General features: G+C 57.9%; 26 protein-coding genes, 1 tRNA gene and 1 pseudogene. 14 read left to right on the top strand and 14 right to left on the bottom strand.

Features of this window, described 5'->3' with window-relative positions; genetic code table 11:
* The first annotated feature begins 286 nt into the window (after positions 1–286).
* Positions 287–514 (top strand): hypothetical protein, encoded by a 228-nt coding sequence (locus SIB58_RS01450; RefSeq protein WP_156486659.1) that lies wholly within the window; start codon positions 287–289, stop codon positions 512–514.
* 125 nt (positions 515–639) lie between these two features.
* Here the strand turns inward: SIB58_RS01450 and SIB58_RS01445 are convergent, their stop codons facing one another.
* Entirely contained in the window at positions 640–1,164 is a 525-nt protein-coding gene (locus SIB58_RS01445) for a pentapeptide repeat-containing protein (RefSeq protein ID WP_197461144.1), read from the bottom strand.
* Positions 1,165–1,792: 628 nt separating this feature from the next.
* A complete protein-coding gene (gene psbF / locus SIB58_RS01440; protein WP_066910550.1) occupies positions 1,793–1,936 on the bottom strand; it encodes a cytochrome b559 subunit beta in 144 nt (47 codons plus the stop codon).
* 672 nt (positions 1,937–2,608) lie between these two features.
* Here psbF and SIB58_RS01435 point away from each other — a divergent pair.
* A complete protein-coding gene (locus SIB58_RS01435; RefSeq protein WP_066910339.1) occupies positions 2,609–3,250 on the top strand; it encodes an alpha/beta fold hydrolase in 642 nt (213 codons plus the stop codon).
* A gap of 46 nt (positions 3,251–3,296) precedes the next feature.
* Here SIB58_RS01435 and SIB58_RS01430 read toward each other — a convergent pair whose 3' ends face one another.
* The 6 genes from SIB58_RS01430 to SIB58_RS01405 all read right to left on the bottom strand — a co-directional run bounded on the left by SIB58_RS01430 (position 3,297) and on the right by SIB58_RS01405 (position 6,474).
* Positions 3,297–3,542: a lactate dehydrogenase gene (locus tag SIB58_RS01430; protein WP_066910547.1), complete on the bottom strand. Its 246-nt coding sequence runs from the start codon at positions 3,540–3,542 to the stop codon at positions 3,297–3,299.
* A 68-nt stretch (positions 3,543–3,610) separates the two neighbouring features.
* Positions 3,611–3,913, bottom strand: coding sequence for a hypothetical protein (locus SIB58_RS01425; protein WP_066910336.1), 303 nt, complete (start codon positions 3,911–3,913; stop codon positions 3,611–3,613).
* Between the two features lie 232 nt (positions 3,914–4,145).
* Positions 4,146–4,367 (bottom strand): hypothetical protein, encoded by a 222-nt coding sequence (locus SIB58_RS01420; protein WP_066910333.1) that lies wholly within the window; start codon positions 4,365–4,367, stop codon positions 4,146–4,148.
* Positions 4,368–4,430: 63 nt separating this feature from the next.
* Positions 4,431–5,327, bottom strand: coding sequence for a tRNA glutamyl-Q(34) synthetase GluQRS (gene gluQRS, locus SIB58_RS01415; RefSeq protein WP_066910330.1), 897 nt, complete (start codon positions 5,325–5,327; stop codon positions 4,431–4,433).
* A 53-nt stretch (positions 5,328–5,380) separates the two neighbouring features.
* Positions 5,381–5,656, bottom strand: a complete 276-nt coding sequence (locus tag SIB58_RS01410) for an HU family DNA-binding protein (RefSeq protein WP_006043393.1) — start codon at positions 5,654–5,656, stop codon at positions 5,381–5,383.
* A 152-nt stretch (positions 5,657–5,808) separates the two neighbouring features.
* Positions 5,809–6,474, bottom strand: a complete 666-nt coding sequence (locus tag SIB58_RS01405) for an MBL fold metallo-hydrolase (RefSeq protein WP_066910327.1) — start codon at positions 6,472–6,474, stop codon at positions 5,809–5,811.
* 69 nt (positions 6,475–6,543) lie between these two features.
* Here SIB58_RS01405 and SIB58_RS01400 point away from each other — a divergent pair, with 69 nt between their 5' ends.
* On the top strand, positions 6,544–8,643 hold the full coding sequence (locus SIB58_RS01400) for a glycogen debranching protein (protein ID WP_066910324.1): 2,100 nt from the start codon (positions 6,544–6,546) through the stop codon (positions 8,641–8,643).
* A gap of 22 nt (positions 8,644–8,665) precedes the next feature.
* Here SIB58_RS01400 and SIB58_RS01395 read toward each other — a convergent pair.
* A tRNA-Gly gene (locus SIB58_RS01395) sits at positions 8,666–8,736 on the bottom strand.
* A gap of 89 nt (positions 8,737–8,825) precedes the next feature.
* Here SIB58_RS01395 and SIB58_RS01390 point away from each other — a divergent pair.
* From SIB58_RS01390 to plsY, 5 genes are all read left to right on the top strand, one after another.
* A complete protein-coding gene (locus SIB58_RS01390) occupies positions 8,826–10,193 on the top strand; it encodes an MFS transporter (protein ID WP_066910544.1) in 1,368 nt (455 codons plus the stop codon).
* Between the two features lie 23 nt (positions 10,194–10,216).
* A complete protein-coding gene (locus tag SIB58_RS01385) occupies positions 10,217–10,966 on the top strand; it encodes an MlaE family ABC transporter permease (protein ID WP_066910542.1) in 750 nt (249 codons plus the stop codon).
* 17 nt (positions 10,967–10,983) lie between these two features.
* Entirely contained in the window at positions 10,984–11,391 is a 408-nt protein-coding gene (locus tag SIB58_RS01380) for a DUF3119 family protein (protein ID WP_066910321.1), read from the top strand.
* A 125-nt stretch (positions 11,392–11,516) separates the two neighbouring features.
* Positions 11,517–12,491 carry a DUF3086 domain-containing protein gene (locus SIB58_RS01375; RefSeq protein WP_066910318.1) on the top strand — a complete coding sequence of 325 codons (975 nt, stop codon included), beginning with the start codon at positions 11,517–11,519 and terminating at the stop codon, positions 12,489–12,491.
* Positions 12,491–13,090, top strand: coding sequence for a glycerol-3-phosphate 1-O-acyltransferase PlsY (gene plsY, locus SIB58_RS01370; RefSeq protein WP_066910315.1), 600 nt, complete (start codon positions 12,491–12,493; stop codon positions 13,088–13,090). Before SIB58_RS01375 ends, plsY begins: the two co-directional genes overlap by 1 nt.
* Positions 13,091–13,130: 40 nt before the next feature.
* Here plsY and SIB58_RS01365 read toward each other — a convergent pair.
* A pseudogene (locus tag SIB58_RS01365) lies at positions 13,131–13,316 on the bottom strand (orotidine-5'-phosphate decarboxylase); the annotation flags it as partial.
* A gap of 174 nt (positions 13,317–13,490) precedes the next feature.
* Here SIB58_RS01365 and SIB58_RS01360 point away from each other — a divergent pair.
* Complete coding sequence (locus SIB58_RS01360; protein ID WP_066910309.1) at positions 13,491–14,870, top strand: NAD-dependent succinate-semialdehyde dehydrogenase; 1,380 nt, start codon at positions 13,491–13,493, stop codon at positions 14,868–14,870.
* An 85-nt stretch (positions 14,871–14,955) separates the two neighbouring features.
* Here SIB58_RS01360 and pyrF read toward each other — a convergent pair whose 3' ends face one another.
* The 3 genes from pyrF to SIB58_RS01345 are packed head-to-tail and all read right to left on the bottom strand — an operon-like array spanning position 14,956 to position 17,306.
* Positions 14,956–15,693, bottom strand: a complete 738-nt coding sequence (gene pyrF / locus SIB58_RS01355; RefSeq protein WP_067326522.1) for an orotidine-5'-phosphate decarboxylase — start codon at positions 15,691–15,693, stop codon at positions 14,956–14,958.
* A complete protein-coding gene (tyrS, locus tag SIB58_RS01350; protein ID WP_066911272.1) occupies positions 15,693–16,937 on the bottom strand; it encodes a tyrosine--tRNA ligase in 1,245 nt (414 codons plus the stop codon). Before tyrS ends, pyrF begins: the two co-directional genes overlap by 1 nt.
* A 42-nt stretch (positions 16,938–16,979) precedes the next feature.
* A complete protein-coding gene (locus tag SIB58_RS01345) occupies positions 16,980–17,306 on the bottom strand; it encodes a DUF1825 family protein (RefSeq protein WP_066911269.1) in 327 nt (108 codons plus the stop codon).
* A gap of 124 nt (positions 17,307–17,430) precedes the next feature.
* On the opposite strand from SIB58_RS01345, the gene SIB58_RS01340 reads away from it, so the two are divergent.
* From SIB58_RS01340 to SIB58_RS01320, 5 genes are read left to right on the top strand one after another with little or no spacing between them, the layout of a single operon-like run.
* A complete protein-coding gene (locus tag SIB58_RS01340; protein ID WP_066911266.1) occupies positions 17,431–18,156 on the top strand; it encodes a response regulator transcription factor in 726 nt (241 codons plus the stop codon).
* Between the two features lie 34 nt (positions 18,157–18,190).
* Positions 18,191–18,772 carry a type II secretion system protein GspK gene (locus tag SIB58_RS01335; protein WP_066911263.1) on the top strand — a complete coding sequence of 194 codons (582 nt, stop codon included), beginning with the start codon at positions 18,191–18,193 and terminating at the stop codon, positions 18,770–18,772.
* Between the two features lie 5 nt (positions 18,773–18,777).
* Positions 18,778–19,365, top strand: a complete 588-nt coding sequence (locus SIB58_RS01330; protein ID WP_066911260.1) for a hypothetical protein — start codon at positions 18,778–18,780, stop codon at positions 19,363–19,365.
* 37 nt (positions 19,366–19,402) lie between these two features.
* Complete coding sequence (locus SIB58_RS01325) at positions 19,403–20,893, top strand: leucyl aminopeptidase (RefSeq protein WP_066911257.1); 1,491 nt, start codon at positions 19,403–19,405, stop codon at positions 20,891–20,893.
* A 26-nt stretch (positions 20,894–20,919) separates the two neighbouring features.
* Positions 20,920–21,177: a hypothetical protein gene (locus SIB58_RS01320; RefSeq protein WP_066911254.1), complete on the top strand. Its 258-nt coding sequence runs from the start codon at positions 20,920–20,922 to the stop codon at positions 21,175–21,177.
* Between the two features lie 21 nt (positions 21,178–21,198).
* Here SIB58_RS01320 and SIB58_RS01315 read toward each other — a convergent pair whose 3' ends face one another.
* On the bottom strand, positions 21,199–21,375 hold the full coding sequence (locus SIB58_RS01315; protein WP_170953742.1) for a hypothetical protein: 177 nt from the start codon (positions 21,373–21,375) through the stop codon (positions 21,199–21,201).
* Between the last annotated feature and the right edge of the window lie 96 nt (positions 21,376–21,471).

Raw genomic sequence — 21,471 nt, 5'->3', positions numbered from 1 at the left:
TGACTCGTTGGTGCTCATGAGAAATTGATTGGCAAACAAGAGCAGGCCAGTTTTTTCTGATGATCAGATCTTGTGGTTAACCTTTACAACACGTCCATCACAAGCACTTGATTGACCGTTGTTTTATTATCAACTTTGCTAGTGACTTTAAAGCTTAAGATCTCTCGAGGCCAAGCACTTTAAAACGTAAAAAGTCTTTCGTACAATGAACAACACAACGAGCGACTAACAAAGCCACCACCCAAAATTAGTTTAGATAACTAGATTTTCTCAGATCTTCCATACAATGACACCTGACAATACAAGCAACACAATGCCCAGTCCTGAAGAATACAAACCAGAGAGAGCTCTAACCTACTCAGAAATGATGAATGAAGGCAGAAAGAATCTGTCAGATGGTAATCATCAAGAGGGAGATGACCTTCAAAAACGAGTGGAAGAGCTTGAGAGAAAGGTGAATCACCTTGAAAAGGTGATTCAACGCCAACTGCGCCTCGGCCGGATGGTTGATTAGTCAAGCAAGAATGTCGGTGGTTTTGAAGACAGTCAACATTTTGACAATACTCTTACTTTAGGACAAAGAGTTAATGATTGACCTAAGCAGAGAATGAAAGCAATCCTGAAAGCAGTTTAGAACAATTACGACTTAGCAGACCTCATATCCAAACTCAAACAGTCAAGACTGTCGTAAGTCTCAACGCCAGTTACCGGATTAACACCAGAAGCTCTTGAACACATCGCCTCACGCTGTGGATCATCAATAATGGCCCCAGAGAAGTCTGCTCCATCAATGGTCGTTGCCATAAAGAAGCTCTTGGTCAGCACAGAATCTCTGAAGTTCACATTTGTGAGATTTGCTTCTTCGAAGTGAGTTGCATAGGCGATGCTGCCTTCAAGATTTGCACCCTCAAGATCAGCGCGCTTGAGGGTCGCAACACTGAATAAAGCACCTCTTAGATCGAGTCCGGACAGATCGTAATTGGATAAGTCATATTTAACGAATTCCTTGGTAATGGGTTTTCCGTCTTCATCTCGTTCGTAAAAAGGATATTTTTCTTTAAAAGCCTCTGTCGCCTGATCACTTCCCTGCAGACTTCGGTCAAGACCGACATCCGGAAGGCCACCACCACTGGGATAAATCGCCAATGCTTTTGATGGCAGCATCAGTAATGCGCAGAACACAATCGCGAGGAATGATCGAAATAATTGACTGGCAATTCGCATAACTGATTTCATTAAACACTCCTTTTATTCAAAAAGCTACGGCAAGCAAGTGCGGCACTCTGACAACATGACCCACCTGAACGAAACAAATCGAGCATTGGCGAGAGCAAAATCGCACCGCCTTGAATCTCATTGGTCGCCCGAATTGGTCCCAGATGAATGATTATGCTGCGGACTCGAAGTATGGTTTCACAAGAGTTCTCTACCACTATTGGAAGATCAAACTCAAGCACTTCTTGCAGAGCTTATTCGACAAGCTCTCATCAGAATACATAGCGGCGAAGCAGGAGCAGACTCAGCACTCTACAGAGCCATTTACACACTTCAAGAACAAAATATTATTGAAAACATTGCTTCAACCTTGCAATAGAATTGTTTCTTCACGAGATTCAATTCATTTAAGCCGAAATCAAGCTTTTAGCAGCGAAACAGACCTAAAATTGAGCACAAAAATCAACCGACTAGATAAATATAGCCCGAAACTAAATACATAGAAAACCAAATCAATGCCGAAAAATAGACTGCGGCAAAAACAAATTCTTCAACAAATTCAAAAGAATCCATTTGTTCAGTAAAGCGTTGCTCTACGGATAAACTGCATTGCTGCGAGCGCTCCCAAAAAGAACACAGTTGGAATACCTAATGCATTGACGGCCAGAGTCCTGACCGTAAACACAGGATAGCCTCCATCTTTTCTTTTGAAAGGAGCCAAGGGACTATCGATCCACTCTTTACGGTTCTGAATCGATGGCACCCCGAAAAACTGCTTTCCCCAAACAATAATTTCCCACCGAGTAAGCCAAAATGCCGTGCTGACAACTGAGAACGCGATTGGAGAGGCAACCAAAAGGATCTTGTAATTGAACACAACAATCACTCATTTCGAATACCTTAAAAGCCGGCCCTGCCCCCCGGGTATTGATTGATGCACTATTTCAGCCTCAATGCTGCACCTGCATCGACTCATTTTTATCAATCAAATTGAACGGAATAATGTGACCCTTTGAGAGCGGCAAGCATCATTTGCATTCCAGGGTCGATCTAATTTGATCAATTCGCTGCCAATTTCACTGGCAGAGCCATTTTTGATGCTTTAGCGAGCAACATAAATCCAAGCCATGGATCATGATTTTACGCACCTTTAGTACAGATGCTCCACGTCAAAAACATTGTGCGGCGAAACAATTTGACCATCCTGAAGAAACATATTGGTTGATTGACAAACATGGAAATCAAGTCAACGCGCTCAATGTCCTGCTTCGCTCAGTGAGCCACCAATCGAGTGCAGGACGGAAAGGAGCAGTCCTCATCCCTCTCCAGCCCTTCACATTCAGGTCACGCCCGTCTTGACTGAGCGAAGAAAGACGTTCCGCCTGAGAACAGCATGGACAACACACTGACGTGTGGCCCATTAACGGGGCCAGCGACCGTGCTGCTGGCCCATGGGGCCGGCGCCGGCATCGACACGCCTTTCATGCAGAAGATGGCTCAGGGCCTTGCGCAGAAGGGGTGGCAGGTCATCCGCTTCGAATTTCCCTACATGACCCAAAGACGCATCAGTGGCCGCAAAGCACCACCGAACAGAGCCGACGTTCTGTTGAAGTATTACGTCGACCAGGTGCAATCTCTGGATGCCAATCAACCTCTGATCATCGGAGGCAAATCAATGGGGGGGAGAATCGCCAGCCTGGTTGCCGATGAGTTGTGGAGCGGAAACAGGATTCTGGGATGCATCTGTCTCGGCTATCCCTTTCATCCCCTAGGCAAACCAGAGACATTGCGAGTGAAGCATTTACAGAATCTGCAAACCCCCACTCTTGTTGTTCAGGGAGAACGTGATGCGATGGGCAGCAAGGAGGAAGTGAAAAACTATGCGCTCTCAGATCGATTGAAGCTTGCCTGGATGCCAGATGGTGATCACAGTTTCAAGCCGAGAATACGTTCAGGTCGTCGCGAAGGGCAGAACTTCGATCTGGCTGTGGAACACATGCATGACTTCCTGCGTGGGCTGATGAATCTGGAGTGACGGTCCCCATGACATCCACGCGGGAGGAATGCTGTGGATCCAGCCCTCAGGTTTGGTTACCTCCCAGCATGTCGTCGTACCCCTCATAGGGGTTGTATTCCGCCCATCCAGGACTGGCCTGATCCATCAGGCCGAACTCACCGTCAATCATGTCGGCTCGGGTGTTGCCGTAAGGCACTGTGTTGCAAGTGATCCCTCCACCAGCGACAGGCTGGCAGTCATCGAAACGCACCTGTGCGCGAACGGCACTGATCAGACTGGCGCTGATCGTGACCAGAGCCGCAACATTCATCAGAAACAGATTCACGACGGACGCTTGATGCATGACCACCCATTCTGAACGGAATCGTGAACTTCAGATCAAAGGCCTGAACAAAGACGCTCACTCTCACGCAAAGTCTCGATGGCTTTCTGGTCACGTTGTTCAGCAAGCTGCACCATCACCACTTCCGCCTGCAGTCCAAGCAGCAAGGTCTGACAGGGATAGAGCTCGCTCTCACCGGCACGCTGCTGCAGCGCCTCTGTGATCACAAGAGCTCGATCACAGCTGTTTTCATTGAAGCTGCGGAAACATGCGAGCAGAAGCGGCCTCACGCCAGCCAGCGACGTTGCATGCACTGGTGCTTCAACGCTGCCAATCACAAGAGAGACAGTTGCAGGCATCAATGCTCTGAGCAAATTTTTCAAGACATTGTTGATAAGGAGACATGACCGAGGCCAAAGACCTGAATTGCTTCACAGAATTCAAAAGCAAACGCCAGGCCTGAAGCCTGAGATCAACTGAAAGAATGCATCCACTCAGTCAATGATCGGATGTACACCGACTGGACCGCGGTTGCACTTCTACTGTTCACAGCTGTACCGCTGTTGGCTGTCGTGGCGACAGCCACATTTTTTATTTGGCAGAAGCGGAAGTCGCCGCTGCCCTGAACATGTCCTCTTTGAACCTCTCAGCTCTCTCCTCAAGGGAGTGAACAACGGAACCACCTGTCGTTGAGCTTATGGAGGTGGAGACCGGCTGGACCACACCTCTGCCCAGACAGTTCTGACAAGTCCTGAAGCGCTGCTCGGTGATGCGTTTGATGCCACTGCCGCCGCAGCTGGAGCAAATCGCCATGTCCGAGCCAAAAACGCAACTTCAGTGTGGAAGCTGCAGACGCCTGTGATCCCGAAGGCTTCCTTAAGAATTTGCTTGGTCGAAACAAGCCTGCAGCGCCAATGGCCTGGCTCGAATCTCCTGCAGCAACTCGCACACCGATAAAGAGCAGTGCTGGTCAATCAGACCCAGCGAACCAGCCAGCCAGCCCACCACCCTCTGCGACGACCACTGCTGATCCTGAAGAGGGGCCAGCCCTGCGGCCTGTTCGCGCTTGGAGAGCTTCTGCCCCTCCGGATCGCAGAGCAGCGGTGTGTGTCGATAGCTGGGAGGTGGCTCCTCCAGCGATGCGATCACCGCCTGCTGGGCAATGCACACCGCCGCCAGATCGGCGCCCCGCACCACCTCGGTGATGCCCAGTGCCAGCTCATCCACCGCCGTTGAAAGGTGGTAAGCGATGAATCCATCAGCACGCCGCAGGACCAAATCACCACAGAGCGGTTCATCTGCGGCCTTCACTTTCAGCCTCCAGGACGGCAGGCGTCCATCCTGAAGACCCCAACCCCTTGCCATCTCCCTGCAGGTTCCTGGGTAGCGCCGTCCGGCACCGATCTGGCGGCGACTGCATCGGCAGGGATAAAGCAGCTGGTCATGCCGAAGTGCAGAGAGGCAGGCGTTGTAGAGCCAGAGGCGCTGGCTCTGCATGATCACTGGACCATCCCAGTGCAATCCAAGCCAACGCAGGTCTTCTAGGGCGGACTCGACCGCGCCGACCCGGATACGTGGAGTATCGAGATCATCAATCCGCAGTAACCATTCACCTCCCTGAAGACGGGCCTGTAGCCAGGAGATCAGAGCCGTGCGCAGGTTGCCCAGATGCAGGGGACCCGAAGGAGTCGGAGCAAAACGTCCGCGATAACCATTCAGACGCCGTTGGCGACCCTGCTCAAACACAGCCTGAAGACGATCTGGAAGGTTCACACAAGAAAGGGTGGCCCTAAAGGACCACCCCGATCAAGAGTTCTTGCAGGGAATCAGCCCTGAACGCGGTCCTTGAACATCTTGCCGGCGGTGAAGGCAGGTACGCGCTTGGCAGGAATCTTGATCTTTTCACCGGTCTTGGGGTTCAGACCCTGACGGGCAGAGCGCTCGCGGGGCTCAAAGGAACCGAAACCAAGAATGGAGACCTTCTTGCCCTCCACAACGGAATCGATGATGGTTTCGATAGCGGCGTCCACCACCAGAGACACATCGGTCTTGGTGAGCTCGGTGCGGGCGGCAACCAGATTGACGAGGTCAGCTTTGTTCATTGGGTAGGGGAAAGTGGCGGAAGCGGTTGGATCGACGATGCGGAGGTCGACATCCGCACGGCTTCCCTGAGCGCGCTAATCGTATGGAGACAATCGCTGTGCGGCAACCGAAAAACACCGTGCCGCAATGCTTTCACCGAATCTCGTGTGTATCAGACCGTGTCAAATGCTGCTTCTGACTGCTGATACCAGCTGTTGAAGGGGGCTAGATGGCCACCACGCAGGGCCCCAAGAGAGGCCCCAGAGGCCAGTCGTGGACAAGCTTCTGAAGGGAGCCACCGACGGAGTTGACGGAGGCTGCGCTGCTGTCGGGGCCAATGGAACGTGCGCCGATGCTGCAAAGGTGCCAATTGATCCCTAGCCACCGGCACGAGCAAACGTCCGCAGAACAGCACATTCACCGGCACCGGAGCATGCACAACGGCATGACCGGGAGTGGGTCCAGGCGTCCAGAGCAGTCGCAGGCCTGAGAGAGTGACAGTCTCCTCGGAGAATGTTTCGAGCTGTTGAACGCCCGCCAACAGATAGGCCTCCTGCTCTTGAACGAGCACGGGCCATTGCATGCGCTCCTGCAGACGACGCAGGCGTCCATGCCCCTCACGGCTGGTGAGGAGAATTCGGGCGCATCGGCCATGCGCCAGTTCCTGCAAGGCTTCCAAGGTGGCTTGGGTCAGCGGCGGACAATCGATCAGAACGGGTTCAGGATCCACGTCGAGCCACCAGGACGAGCCTCCACGACAGTCACGATTGGGCGGAAACAGCCAGAGATCAGGCCGGATCTGTAGAGGAGGACGGCCTGGCTCCAGCGAGGAGGTCATCACAGACACGATGAGTCACCGGAGCTATCACTACTTTGAAGGCTTCACCTGCCTCCTGGGAGTGGATCTTTGAGCGCGATCCGACGAGGCAAACCTTGGCCTCTTGGCAGCAGCATCACCGCCCAAGGTGTGAATTTCTCTGTGGCAGCTCCAGACGCCAACCGGGTGGAACTGCTGATTTTCCCTACGGCTGAGGCCAGCAGCCCCGAACAGCTGATTGATCTGAACGACAGCAAACACCGCTCCGGTGACTACTGGCATGTGGAGGTGGAGGGCCTGACGGCAGGTTGCTGCTATGGCTACCGGGTGTTCGGTCCGCTCGCGCCTGGGGGCCATGGATTCCGGCCCGCGAAGGTGCTGTTGGACCCCTGTGCCAGAGCGATCACGGGCTGGTCGATCTATCGGCGTGAAGCCGCCACCGGTGCTTCACCCAACACCCATTGTTGCTTGAAGGGACTGGTCTGCGAACGGGATCGCTTCGATTTCGAGGCCCACCCCAGACCTCGGCACAGCTGGCAGCAGACAGTGATTTACGAGCTGCATGTTGGAGGCTTCACTCAACGCAGCGACAGCGGCGTCGCCCCGGATCGAAAGGGCAGCCTGCTGGGAGTGATCGACAAGATCCCCTATCTCAAGCAGTTGGGTGTGACCACGATCGAACTGCTACCCGTGCAGGCCTTCGATCCGCAGGACGCACCCCCTGGGCGCGACAACGTTTGGGGATACAGCCCACTGAGCTGGTTCGCTCCGCATCAGGGCTATGTCGGCGGCGATGACCCGATGAAGGCCAGAGATCAAATGCGTGACCTGGTGGCAGCCTGTCATGACGCCGGCCTGGAGGTGTTGCTCGATGTTGTCTACAACCACACAACCGAAGGCAATGTTGATGGCCCCACCCTGAGCTGGCGTGGATTCGCCGATCGCACTTACTACCACCAAACAGACAAGGGGGACTACCAGGACGTGAGTGGCTGTGGCAACACCATTGCAGCCCACCAGCCACTCAGCCGTGAGCTGATTCTGGAGTCGCTGCGCTGCTGGGCCTTGGAGTTGGGGGTGGATGGCTTTCGCTTTGATCTCGGCATTGCCCTGAGTCGTGGCGAAGGACTGAAGCCGTTGGATAAGCCCGCACTGTTCGAAGCGATGGAGGCCGACCCCCTGCTCAGTGAGCTCAAACTCGTGAGCGAACCCTGGGATTGCGGTGGTCTCTATCGACTCAATGACTTCCCGGCTCGGCGTATCGGGACCTGGAACGGGCGATTTCGCGATGCCGTACGCAGCTTCTGGAAAGGCGACGACAACAGCACTTGGCCCCTGGCACAGCGCCTGCGTAGCAGCCCTGATCTCTATGACGGCAAACCAGCGGGCTTGGGCCGCTCCGTGAATCTGCTCACGGCCCACGACGGATTCACACTGATGGATCTGGTGAGCTTCAACAGCAAGCACAACCTTGCCAACGGTGAGGACAACCGCGACGGTGAGAATCACAACAACAGCTGGAACCATGGCGTTGAAGGTCCCAGCAGTGACCATGCCATCACCGCCCTGCGCAGGCGGCAGCAACGCAACATGCTGAGCACATTGCTGCTGGCACGAGGCGTGCCCATGCTGTTGATGGGCGACGAGGTTGGACGCAGTCAGGGAGGCAACAACAACACCTGGTGCCAGGACACCCCGCTCAGCTGGATGATCTGGTCCGAGGAACACTGCGACAGGGAGCTGCTCAACTTCGTGAAGCGACTGCTGACAGTGCGCTCAGAGCTTTCGGCACTGTTGAACCCTGTGGTTGCTCATGGCGAACAGCCACAGCAGCAGCGCCGCAGCAGTGATCCTGATGGCCTGTGGCGCCAGTGGCACGGAGTGGAACTGGGCAAACCCGACTGGGCCAGTTGGTCCCATTGCCTGGCGATGAGCCTGCATCGCGGCAAGCAGGGAGCAGTGCTCTGGGCTGGCTTCAACGCTTACTTCAAGGCCATGCACTTTGATCTGCCGAAGCCGGCTTCTCCCTGGCACCGCTTGATCGACACAGCCCTTCCCGCAGGTGAGGACCTTCCCAAGACACTGGAACCCTGGAGTCCGAGCGGCGTCCCCCTCGAAGCCAGAAGCCTGGTGGTGATGATTGCTCGCGAGTATGCCAACACGCTCAAACTCCAAGAAGCGAACTTCTGAGAAACCTGGGGTTGGAACTTCAAGCGGGCGGCGGGAATCGAACCCGCATCATCAGCTTGGAAGGCTGAGGTTTTACCACTAAACTACGCCCGCACAAATACATCTGTACCAACGCCTTGAGTGGCGTGATCTCAGGTGTTGTGCGCATTCATTATGGCGGTCCGTCTGCCCCTCCCTGCTTGATGAGCACCAGCACCCTTCCAGGGGGATCTCGCCGCCGCCTGATGGTCGCCTACGGACTGGGTGATGCAGGCACGGGACTGGCTGCAACGCAGCTTGGCTTTTTCCTGTTTCCTTTTTTCACAGCCATCGCCGGCCTACCCGCTTTTATCGCAGGTTCGTTGCTGATGGTGATCAAGGTATGGGATGCCTTCAACGACCCACTGATCGGTTGGCTGAGTGATCACACGCGCAGCCGCTGGGGTCCCCGCATCCCATGGATGCTAGGGGCGGCTTTACCCCTAGGAATCAGCCTGGCAGCGATGTGGTGGGTTCCCGATGGGAGCGTTAGGGAACGCACCATCTATTACGTGGTGATGGCGATCCTGCTGATGTCTGCTTACACCAGCGTCAACCTGCCCTATGCGGCCCTCTCCACTGAACTAACTCCCAACACGGCGATCCGTACCCGCCTGAATGCTGCCCGTTTCACCGGTTCAATCACTGCTGGCCTCAGTGGCCTTGTGGTTGCTTCTTTTGTCCTCAATGACTGCGAGAACGGTTATGTATTAATGGGCCGAATCACAGGAACAATCGCTGCCGTTACAACTCTGGCCTGCTGTTGGGGCTTAGCTCCCTTCGCAAAACTCGCTCAGCGACCCTCAAAAACAAGTGAACCTTGGATTCAGCAGCTGCAGCGGATTCGCTCTAATCCCCGTTTCCTCATGGTGCTTGGGCTCTATCTGCTTCTGTGGTTTGGCCTGCAGTTGATGCAGGTGGTCGCACTGATCTGGCTGGTTCAGGTCATTCATGTGCCATCAGGTCTAGCCACCTGGATCCTGCTGCCTTTCCAGATCAGTGCCCTCCTAGGACTGCAAATCTGGAGCTGGGTATCCAACCGCCACGGCCGCCTGGTGGCATTGCGATGGGGAGGATCACTTTGGATCACAGCATGCCTGCTCTCGATTCTGTTTCCACCAATGGGGAGCGACCCAGGTGTTCTTCAATTCATACCGCTCATTGGCCTCATCGTGATGGTGGGCGTTGGAGCGTCCACCGCCTACCTAATCCCCTGGTCTCTCTTGCCGGATGCAATCGATGCCGACCCTTCCCATCCAGCAGGTATGTACACCGCATGGATGGTCCTAGGTCAGAAGCTCATTATCGGTTTAAGCATGTCGATGTTTGGCAGCTTGCTGACAGCGACTGGATACCTTGCAGGCGCAGCAGAAGGATGCAAAGGCGCATTGAGCTTTGTTGATGGTCAACCGACATCAGCGCTGGTGGCGCTTCGGATGAGCATGGGTCTGATTCCAGCCATTCTTGTGATCATTGGTCTTCTGTTGATGCGACGCTGGCCCGACCGCGGAGCCCACCTGCAACGCGCATGACCTCCTTCCGATTCCGAACCCAGTTGAAATCGCCCCGATGGCTGAACAGGCTGGGCAGCAGCCTGATCATCGGCGGACAGGCAGTGACCGCCACCGTCCAGGGGCGCATTAACACCATCGACCTGCTGGATCAGCTGCAGGAGGCCGGACCCGGCAGCTTCCTGATCGTGATCATCACCGCACTCGCTGCGGGCACGGTGTTCAACATTCAGGTCGCCAAGGAACTCAGCAACATGGGTGCCAGCACAACAGTCGGCGGCGTTCTGGCGATTGGCCTGGCGCGTGAGATTGCGCCACTGCTGACGGCCACCCTGCTCACAGGCAAGGTGGCAACCGCCTACGCGGCGCAGCTGGGAACCATGAAAGTGACCGAACAGGTCGATGCCATCACGATGCTGCGCACCGATCCGGTGGAATACCTGGTCGTACCCCGCCTGATCGCCATGGTGGTGATGGCCCCTGTGCAGTGCCTGTTGTTCTTTGCGGTGGCGCTCCTGGGAGGTCAGATCAGCAGCACGGAGATCTACCAGATCCCCCCTGAGGTGTTCTGGACCTCAGCACGCACCTGGCTTGTGCCGGATGACCTTCCTTTCATGCTGGTGAAAGCATTGGTCTTCGGAGTGCAGATCGCGGTGCTTGCCTGTGGTTGGGGCATGACCACCCAGGGAGGGCCGAAGGAGGTGGGCACCAGCACAACCGGTGCGGTGGTCATGATTCTGGTGACCGTGGCCCTGATGGACGTCCTCCTGACTCAGATCCTTTTCGGAGGCTGAAGAAACCCCTTAACTCCATGACCACAACAACCTCTAATCCTGACCAAGCCCCCGTGAGCATCAGCCCAAGCCCGCGACTGGCGCTGCTGATCATTCTCGTCAGCATCTGCCTGCTGCCACTGCCGTTGAACCCATGGCCGACAGTGGTTGTAGGGCTATTCGGTGTTTTCCTGTTGGTGCAGACCTACATCCTGCGTCTTGAGTTCACCGGCGACACTTTGGTGGTCTGGCGTGGACAGCAGGAATTGCGCAGATTTCCCTACGCCGAATGGCAGAGCTGGCGACTGTTTGCTCCCTGGCTGCCAGGCCTGTTTTATTTCCGCGAAATCAAGAGCATCCACTTCCTGCCGATCCTCTTCAATCCTGCTGAGCTGCGCCAGCAGCTCGAACAGCGGGTGGGCTCCCTGGAAACTCCCCAGCCCTGAGCCAGCACCACCCATTTTCAAAACGGGCATCTAGGTCGCAGCACCATCACCGGAACGCAACGAGAACGTTGTGTTTAGGCCATGAACCCGGCGATCCGCTGAAATGAGTTGAGGATAAGCCGACCATGCCTGACGACAACGATCTGCCACTCCAGGACGCGCCGCAAGCCAAAGTGACGCACAGTGAGGCCTCCATCGCCGCAAGCGATGACGTGGAACCTTCGTCTGAATCGCTGATCCAGCTGGCACTGATGGATCTTCAGTCTCGGCGAGACAGACTGCAACAGGAGATCGACACCCTCCAGCAGCGCAAGCAGCAACTGGAGCAGGAGATGTCTGCCAGCTTCGCTGGCCAGTCCGATGCGATCGCGAGACGCGTGAAGGGGTTTCAGGAGTATCTGGGTGGAGCCCTGCAGGGGCTTGCCCAGTCGGTGGAAACGCTCGAGCTGGTGGCGCAGCCCGTGGTGGTGAAGCCTTCACCACTGGATGCCCAGGCAGCTGAAGCCGCCGCAGAACAGGCGATGGCCAACGCCGACAGCGCTCCGGCACTGGCCGACACCTTCCGTCCCGACGAGGAGCTGATCCGAGACAACCTCAGGCGTTTTATGGAGCAGCCAGACTTCTACGCGGAACCCTGGAAACTGCGCCGCAGCCTGGACGACAGCGACATCACTCTGCTCGAGGACTGGTTTTTCAATCAAGGAGGGAGGGGAGCCCAGGCCAGCCGCGGCAGTCGACCTCGCAATGTGCTGCTTGCGGCTGCCCTGATCGCTGTCATCGGCGAGCTTTACGGCGATCAGTTCCAGACCCTGGTTTTGGCAGGACAACCCGAACGCCTGGGCGACTGGAGACGAGGCCTGCAGGATGCTCTCGGCCTGGGTCGGGAAGATTTCGGCCCGAGCAGCGGCATCGTTCTGTTTGAACGAGGCGATGCTCTCGTGGAGCGGGCGGACCGACTGGAGGAACGCGGTGAAGTGCCCCTGATCCTGATCGATGCTGCGGAACGGGTGGTGGACATTCCCGTGCTTCAGTTTCCGCTCTGGCTGGCTTTTGCCGCTGGTCCAGGCGAAACCTACGACGACGAAGACGACCTGCTCTGATGCCCTTCCTCACGCTGCTGCTGGGCTACCTGCTCGGCTCGATTCCCAGCGGCTTCCTGGCCGGGAAATGGTGCAAGGGGATCGACCTTCGCACGATCGGCTCCGGCTCCACAGGAGCCACCAATGTGCTGCGCAATGTGGGGAAAAAGCCCGCTCTGGTTGTGTTTCTGGTCGACGTGGCCAAGGGCGCGGCTGCGGTGTTGCTGGCCGCTGCCCTGACCCAGAACAATCCACTTAATGACTGGATTCAGGTGCTGGCAGGTCTTGCGGCCCTGGCCGGCCATATCTGGCCGATATGGCTGGGCTTCAAAGGCGGCAAGGCCGTGGCGACAGGGCTTGGTCTGTTTCTCGGTCTGGCCTGGCCGGTTGGACTGGCCTGCTTCGGAGTGTTCATGGCGGTATTCAGCCTCAGCAAGATCGTGTCGCTCGCCAGCGTGGTGGCAGCGCTGAGCCTGCCGCTGCTGATGGCCGCCGGTTCAGACAGCAACGCCAATCTGGTGGTAGCCCTTGTGGCAATGCTGCTGGTGCTCTGGCGGCACCGCAGCAACATCCAGCGGCTGATCAACGGAACTGAGCCCAAGGTGGGCCAGAAGTCTTGAGTCCAGCGGGCCTGCTTGGAACTCTCATGCTGAGCTCTGATCAATGCACCAGCTCCTGGCAGCAGAAAGAGAAGGCACCGCTCGGGTCTGCTGCCCTGGATATCGGCCGAGCGACCGAACTGCCTTTGGCGCGAATGCTTGGAGTGACCAGTGAGAACGGCAGTGGATGCTGTATTCGCAGAGCCGCGGCCTCCTGCGCAGAACACACACAACCACCGATGCCGGCACGAGGAATGATCTACGGAGCTGCAGGAAAGCAGCACCACGGAGAACTTCTGCGCAGAGGAGCATGCGTTGCTGAATGAGCTTTAACACCAGCCCTCCAACCCCTGGGTTGAGAGATCGCTGTCAGTTGCACGAACCATTGCAAAGATGCTGACCCGGAGCAAGCAAAGCGCTGATGAGCGAGTCTGAATTCGTCTCGATCAATCCAGCCAGCGGCGATGAACTGGCTCGGTATGCAGCACTGAGTCCCGCTGAAACGCAAGACAAAATCCTGCGCTGCCATCAGGCATTTCTGAAATGGGAAAAGGTTTCACCCCAGGATCGTGCCAGTGCTCTGCTGGCCATTGCCAGGCAGCTTGAAGGGGATCGCGAGCAACTGGCTGGCCTGATCACCCAGGAGATGGGCAAGCCTTTGCGTGAATCAAGATCCGAGCTCGATAAATGTGCCTGGGCCTGTCGCCACTTCGCCGAAATGGGGCAGCAATATCTCCGTAACGACTGCATTGAACTTGATGAATCCCGGGCCAATCTGATTGCGAGCCCCCTTGGGGTGATCTTTGCGGTCATGCCCTGGAACTTTCCGTTCTGGCAGGTGTTTCGTGCTCTAGCGCCTGCCTTGGTGGTTGGAAACACCCTGGTTCTCAAAGGAGCCTCCAATGTGCCCGGCTGCAGTCAGGCCATTGAGAGGTTGGTCCGTCAAGCAGGTCTTCCCGACCATGTGGTCACCAACCTGGCAATCAGAGCTGCTGACACTGGGGAGGTGATTGCCAATCCACTTGTGCGGGGTGTGACGCTCACCGGCAGCGAAGCTGCAGGACGGGCTGTGGCGTCTTTGGCAGGAACCCATCTCAAAAAATGTGTTCTCGAGCTTGGTGGACAGGACCCCTACATCATTTTGGAGGATGCGGACATCGCACTTGCCTCTCAGAAATGTGTCCAGATCAGGATGCTCTGCTCTGGACAGGTCTGCATTGCTGCCAAGAGGTTGATCGTCGTCGAAGCGGTGTATGACGCATTTCGCACTGCAGTGCTTCAAAGGCTGGAGCTGGTTCATCCAAGCGATCCAATGGATGAACAGTGCTCACTGGGGCCTCTTGCACGCCGCGATCTCCGTGATCAGGTCCATCAGCAGGTACAAGCCAGTGTTGCAACGGGAAGTGACCTGATCCACGGGGGCATGATTCCTGATCAACCCGGTTGGTGGTACCCGGCAACTGTGCTCGAGAACGTTCAACCGGGCAGCGTTGCCTTTGACGATGAGGTATTCGGTCCGGTGGTGAGCATTGTGCGGGCAAAAGATGAAACGGAGGCCATGGAGCTGGCGAACTCAAGCCGTTTTGGACTCGGAACAGCCATCTTTTCAGCGAACCGCGATCATGCCCTTGCTCTGGCCTCTGAACAGCTACAGGCAGGTTCAATCGCCATCAACGATTTTGTGAAAAGTGATCCCAGGGTTCCTTTCGGGGGATGCAAAGACAGTGGCTTCGGACGCGAGCTCGGGAAACTTGGAATTCACGAGTTCGTGAACATCAAAAGCATCGTCATGGCTAACTGATCGCTTCTGGAAATCGCAGGAGGCTTGCTCACCCCACCAGCCTGCAAAAGGTCGTGTGACCGAGAAGCAGCACTAGCCCCGGGCTTTATTCAGTCTGACGGCTCTGCCGATCCAGCTCTGCGCAGCAGGCGGCAAACGCCGCGCTGGGATTCTCGGCTTTGGTGATCGGCCTGCCGATCACCAGCTGGCTGGCGCCCGCTGCAATCGCTTCCGCCGGCCCCATCACCCGGGCCTGATCACCAACAGCAGCGCCCTTCGGACGAATTCCCGGCGTGACCAGTGCAAACGGCTCCGGGTGCTGTGCCCGCAACGCTGAAGCCTCCAGAGGTGAGCACACACAGCCGCCGATGCCAGCAGTAGACGCAAGCTGCGCCAACGCCGGCACGCGCTCGGCGATGCTCTGGCTGATGGCGAGTTCCTGTTGCAAATACTGCTCGTCCCAGCTGGTGAGCACCGTCACTGCCAGCAACGTGGGTACCGGAAGCCCGGCGCTCTGCGCCCCCTTCACCGCCGCGGCCTGGGCAGCCTGAAGCGCTTCGCTGCCGGCGCAGGCATGCACCGTGATCAGTTCCGCACCCAGTGCCGCTGCCCGCCGGCAGGCACCCGCCATCGTGGCCGGGATGTCGTGGAACTTCAGATCGAGAAACACCCGCAGGTCTTGATCGCGTAGCTGGGCCACCACCTGAGGGCCGGCCTGACAGAACAGCTCAAGACCCACCTTCACCCAGCGCAGTCCCTGCACCTGTGCAGCAAAGCCCAAGGCCTGATCCGGGGCCATGCCATCGAGAGCAAGGATGATCCGATCGGCGGGGTGGATTACCATCAGGCCACCAGCCTGCGGAAGGTCTTCTTGCCAAGCTGCAGCACCTTGCCCTGAAGCTCGGCCGCCGTGGCGAATTCCTGATTGGGATCGGTGATCTTCTCCCCCTCCAGCCGGGCAGCACCACCCTTGATCTGACGCCGGGCCTCGCTGCTGCTGGCGCAGATGCCCACAGCACTGAGCAGATAGAAAGCCTTTGCTGGAAAATTCACCGCTGCAAGTGACGCCTCGGGCACATCAGCGCCGGCATCCCCGCCGCTGCTCACCAGTGTCGCCGCATCGGTCTGAGCTTTTTGGGCGGCCTCCATGCCATGGCGGCTGGCGGTCACCGCCAGAGCCATCGCCTTCTGCTTATCGCGTGCGTTGTCAGGCAAATCCTGCGCACTCAGATCCGTCAGCAATGTCACGTAGTCATCAATGGCGGCATCACCGACCTTCTCAAGCTTGGAGTACATCGACAGTGCGTCTTCCTCCAGACCCACAGTGTTCCCAAGGCTTTTGCTCATTTTCTGCACACCATCAAGACCCACGAGGATCGGCAGCAGAAGACCGAACTGCGTCCCTGATCCGAAATGGCGCTGCAGGTCGCGACCCATGGCCACATTGAACTTCTGATCAGTGCCGCCCAGCTCCACATCAGCATTCACCGCCACGGAGTCGTAGCCCTGCAGCAACGGATAAAGAAATTCATGCAGTGCGATCGGTGCACCACTGCCATAGCGCTTGGAGAAATCATCCTTGGCCAGCATCTGGCCCACGGTGGCTGTCCCCAGCAGGCCAATGATCTGAGGCAGATCAAGACCTTCGAGCCACTCGCTGTTGCGGCGCACCTCAAGGCGGCCAGGTGTCTCAAAATCCAGCAGAGCCGTCTGCTTCGGCTGACCCTCGCCCAGCTGCGCCAGGTAAGTGGCTGCATTGGCCTCAACCTCTTCGGCTGTGAGCTGCACCCGCGTGGCGCTCTTGCCTGTTGGGTCACCAATACGGGCGGTGAAGTCGCCGATGATCAGGACTGCTGTGTGCCCCGCATCCTGAAAAGCACGCAGCTTGCGGAAGAGGATGCTGTGCCCGAGGTGGATGTTGCTGCCGGTGGGGTCGATACCAAGCTTGATACGCAGGGGTCTGCCATCACGCTCTGCCTGCGTCAACCTCGCCGCCAGCGACTGATCAGCATCATCGCCAACTCCTGCTGGGAACAGATCGGCCATGCCACGCGACAGCCATGCCGGCAGAGACGGTGTCGAAGCCATGGGCGAGGCGGAGCGATTGCGGGCTGAATCGTACGGGCCGCTTCAACTGGGCGGCTGGTCCAGCTGACTTTTCATCCGTTCCAGTGTGCCTTGCATCTGCTCAAACATCTGCTCTGGGGTAATACCAAACTGACCCAGCTGGCTGCGCAGCTGCTCCACAGTGAGCTTGGCCTGGAAATCTTCCGACAGCTCAAAGCGCTTCATGAACACGCGGTATCGCTCCATGAGCTCCTCCATCGTGTCGATGAACTTCTTTTTGCCCTCGCGGTCAAACTTGCCGTAATCCGACCCCAGCTGCATCAACTGCTGATAGTCGCCGAACAGACGCTTGGCTTCCTCCTGCACGATCTCGGAGTCGAAGAACGCCATGGCCCACCCATCAACTTGAGCAATTCTGGACAATTTGAGCTCCCCATAACAGTGCGGATCCACGCCCCCCGATTCACGTCAACATGAATGGGTCAGCGGCAATGGCCCCGAGCCTCTTCCTTCCTTGGATCTCAGCGAACGGATCCCCTCTCTTCAGCAACGGTCCCGCCAGGGTCACAGCCTGCTCAAGCGCAGTCGCACGGCCATTGCTAGCGCCGACCTTGTTCTGCTCAGCAGCTGGACAGCCTGGTTCGAAGGACAGGGACCTTTGGTGGCTGCCTGCACCAGCGAAGATGACTGCCTGCTGAGCCTTCAAACCAGCGCTGCCAACCTGTTGCTCTGCACGGATACCCTCGAGAGCGGCAGTGGCACCAGCCTCGTGCGCCGGGCCAGGGACCACAACCCCGACATCAGGGTGTTGATGCTGCTTCAGCGTCCCATCCCGCGCACGATCCTGGATGCCATCGATGCCCGCTGCCATGGAATCTGCTCGGCTCAGGCCACCGGAACCGGCACGGTGGCGGCAGCGCTCACGGCCATCGACACCGACGGGCAGTACCTCGATCCACTGATCAGTGGCGTGTTGCACCACAGCAGGCTGAGCTGCAGCGGCGATCAGGTGCCACTGCAGGAACTCACCATGCGCGAAGAGGACGTGCTGCGCGGCCTCTGCCGAGGCATGACCAATCAGGAGATCGCCGACGCTTTAGTGGTGTCGATTGACACCGTAAAAAGTCATGTCGGCAGCCTGCTGCGCAAGTTGCCGGCCAGAGACCGAACCATGGCTGTTGTCACAGCATTTCGTGAGGGGCTGGTGCAGGTTCCCACCAGGCCGCCGCGCTGGACCTAGGGTCCTGGCCAGGCTGCAAGGGAGAAACGCGGCGATGGCTCGCCGGCATTGGCTCGATCCACTGGCCCGCAAGGTGCTCCAGGCCATGGGTGACCTGCCCAGGGATCCTGTTCGCGTGGACCCCAGACCCTGGCCTGCAGAAGAAACAACGGTCGCTCCGAGTTGGTGCATCGACGTGAACAGAGCCAGCGCAGAGCAGTGGCGCCAGCTGCCGGGCTGCAGCGAAATCATGGTGGATCAGTTGCTGCGCCTTCAGCAAGGCGGGGTTCAGTTCAGCCAGATGGAGGATCTGGCTCAGCTGCTCGACATCTCGGAAAATCTCTGCGAGCAGTGGAGACCCCATCTAATTTTCCGCTGGCACGGGGATGCCCCGCAGTTACCGGAGCAGGCACCGCTCGATCTGAATGCCGCCAGCCCCACCCTGCTGGCCACGACCCTCCCGTGGCCCGATGACCGGGTGGAACGCCTGCTCGCAGAACGGCGGCGCGAACCGTTTCAGAACCTCGCGGATCTACAGGAGCGGCTCTGCCTGCCCCCGGCAACTGTGGAAGCTCTGATCGGGCGTGTTCGTTTCGGCTCCAGACCTGCAGGCCCAAGCCTGCCGCCACGAGGTTGATCGCGATGCCTGCCTCTCCTCGCCAGGGGAACCTTTTCGAACAGGCGACACCTGCCGGTCAGGACAACAAACCTGCCGAGTTGGCACTGAATAGGCAACAGCTCCAAATCTGGCAGGAGCGCATCCACAGCTTCCAGAGCCCTCTGTTTCAGGCGGACGGCCGAAGTCAGGAGCAGGGCAGCCTGTTCAGCGGCCATGACGATCCAGCTTCGGAGATTCAACCCTTGTCGCTCAAACCACTACCGCTGAGTTTCTGGCGATGGCCGCAGAGCCCCCATCAGGGAGCGGCGCTGTACTGGGTCATGGACCGTCCCGCAGATCTGGAACACCCGATCCTGCTTTACATCGGAGAGACCATGGCGGCCGATCGACGCTGGAAGGGAGAGCATGATTGCAAGGCTTACCTTGCGGCTTATCAAGAGGCCTGCGTGGACTGCGGCCTGAGCTGCAGAACCAGCATCCGTTTCTGGGGCGATGTACCCAGGGCCACCCGGGCGCGACGAAAGCTGGAACAGACCCTGATCCGACGCTGGCAGCCACCGTTCAACAAAGAATCGCGCGAGCGATGGGCCACGCCGTTTCAAGCCACCTGAGCACAGCTCCTAGCATCGGTTCAGGCAACGGCTCTCCATGAAAATCTCCCTCTCTCCGGCCACCCCTGAGGCCTGGAGTGGTTCCGTTCTTGCGCTTGGCATTCCTCAGGACGACCCCCAAGGCCTGGTGGAGGCGATGGAACAACGCTTCAACATTCAGCTGTCGGAATGGCTGAAGCAGAAGCCCTTCACAGGCAAGAGCGGTGATCTGGCCAGCCTTCAACTGCTGCGAAGCGACTGCACGACCCTGGTGCTGCTGGGGCTGGGGGATCCCGACTCTGTGGATCGGGACAGCCTGCGCATGGCCGCCGCCGCCGCCGCCCGTGCCGCACAAGGCCAGGGTGGCTCTCTCGGCCTGATGCTGCCGATGGGATCCGGGGACCCCATCGGCGATGCCACTGCCGCTGCTGAAGCTGTGCGACTGGCTCTTTACAGCGACCTGCGCTTTCGCAGCAAGCCCGAACCGAGCCAGAGACCTGAACAGCTTGAGCTGCTGGGCCAATGGCCAGGGGGCCTGAACCAGACGCTGGAAACAGTTCACCCGGTCTGCGCCGGGGTGGAGCTGGCCAGGGAGCTGGTGGCGGCGCCACCGAACAGCGTCACCCCGGAGGAACTGGCCCGAACCGCGGCAACCCTCGCCCACGAGCACGGACTTGACCTCACCGTGCTCGAACGTGCCGACTGCGAGGAGCGCGGTATGGGCTCTTACCTCTCGGTCTGCCAGGGCTCTGACATGGATCCCAAATTCATCCACCTGACCTATCGCCCCAGCGGCGTAGCCAAGAAGCGCCTCGTTCTGGTGGGCAAGGGGCTCACATTTGATTCCGGCGGCTACAACCTCAAGGTCGGGGCTGCCCAAATCGACATGATGAAGTTCGACATGGGCGGCAGCGCTGCTGTCTTTGGAGCCATGCGCAGCATCGCTGAACTACGCCCAGCGGGGGTGGAGGTGCACATGCTTGTGGCCGCGTGCGAAAACATGATCAACGGCTCCGCGGTTCATCCCGGCGACATCGTCACGGCGTCCAACGGCACCACAATCGAGATCAACAACACCGATGCGGAGGGCAGACTCACCCTCGCTGATGCCCTGGTGTACGCCTCCAAGCTCAAACCCGATGCGATCGTGGATCTGGCGACGCTGACCGGTGCTTGTGTGGTTGCCTTAGGCGATGAGATCGCCGGACTCTGGACCCCGGATGATGCGCTCTCGAGTGATCTGGAAACCGCTGCCAACAATGCCGGAGAGGGCCTCTGGCGCATGCCGCTTCACAGCTCCTATCGCAAAGGCCTCAAATCGCTGCTGGCCGACATGAAGAACACCGGACCCCGCCCCGGTGGATCGATCACCGCAGCTCTGTTCCTCAAAGAGTTCGTGGATGCCGGCATTCCCTGGGCCCACATCGACATCGCAGGCACGGTCTGGAGCGACAAGGGCCGCGGACTGAATCCCTCAGGTGCCACGGGCTACGGCGTGCGCACGCTGGTGAACTGGGTGTTGAAGCAGTCCTCAACCGTCGAGGCCTAAATTTCAATCTCAACGAAGCAAGCTGCATGGCCTCCAGCCCCTTTCGCTGGTATGTACGCGCCCAGCTGGGTGTTCTGCTGTTACCTGCCGGCCTCTGCCTGTTCGGGGAGGCCGTCAGCCGCAGGACACTTCAGCTGGCTGGAAGTGATGGCGGTCCATGGTGGTGGTACGGGACGCTCAGCCTGATCGTGATCAATGCGGGCGTGGGGCTGATGATCGAATCGGGGCTGCTACGGGGTTATCCCGGCCGTAGACCAAACGCCTCAGACATACAGAATCCCTAACGAAATAGAGCGGATCCCCAGTCAGGACGCGACGACCATGGAGAGGGAATGGGGATTCTCGAGAGCATGAATCTGCCAGCGTGCCCTCTCCGAGCAACTGGCCATGACTCGCTCCAAGTCATCAGAGGCCTGCTTCGGAGATGGATACGGACCAACATGACGCGTCACAAGACCGTCTTTGATGGTCAGCAGATACATACAGACCTTTCACAACTCACAGCTGAATGGTACGCAATCCAAACTGTGTCATCGATGGCGTAAAACCCGCACCTTCACTGCGAAGTGGCTGATTCA

This window comes from Synechococcus sp. MIT S9504 (assembly GCF_047497135.1).
Taxonomy (GTDB): domain Bacteria; phylum Cyanobacteriota; class Cyanobacteriia; order PCC-6307; family Cyanobiaceae; genus Synechococcus_C.
This window is presented reverse-complemented; position numbering and strand designations above follow the sequence as displayed.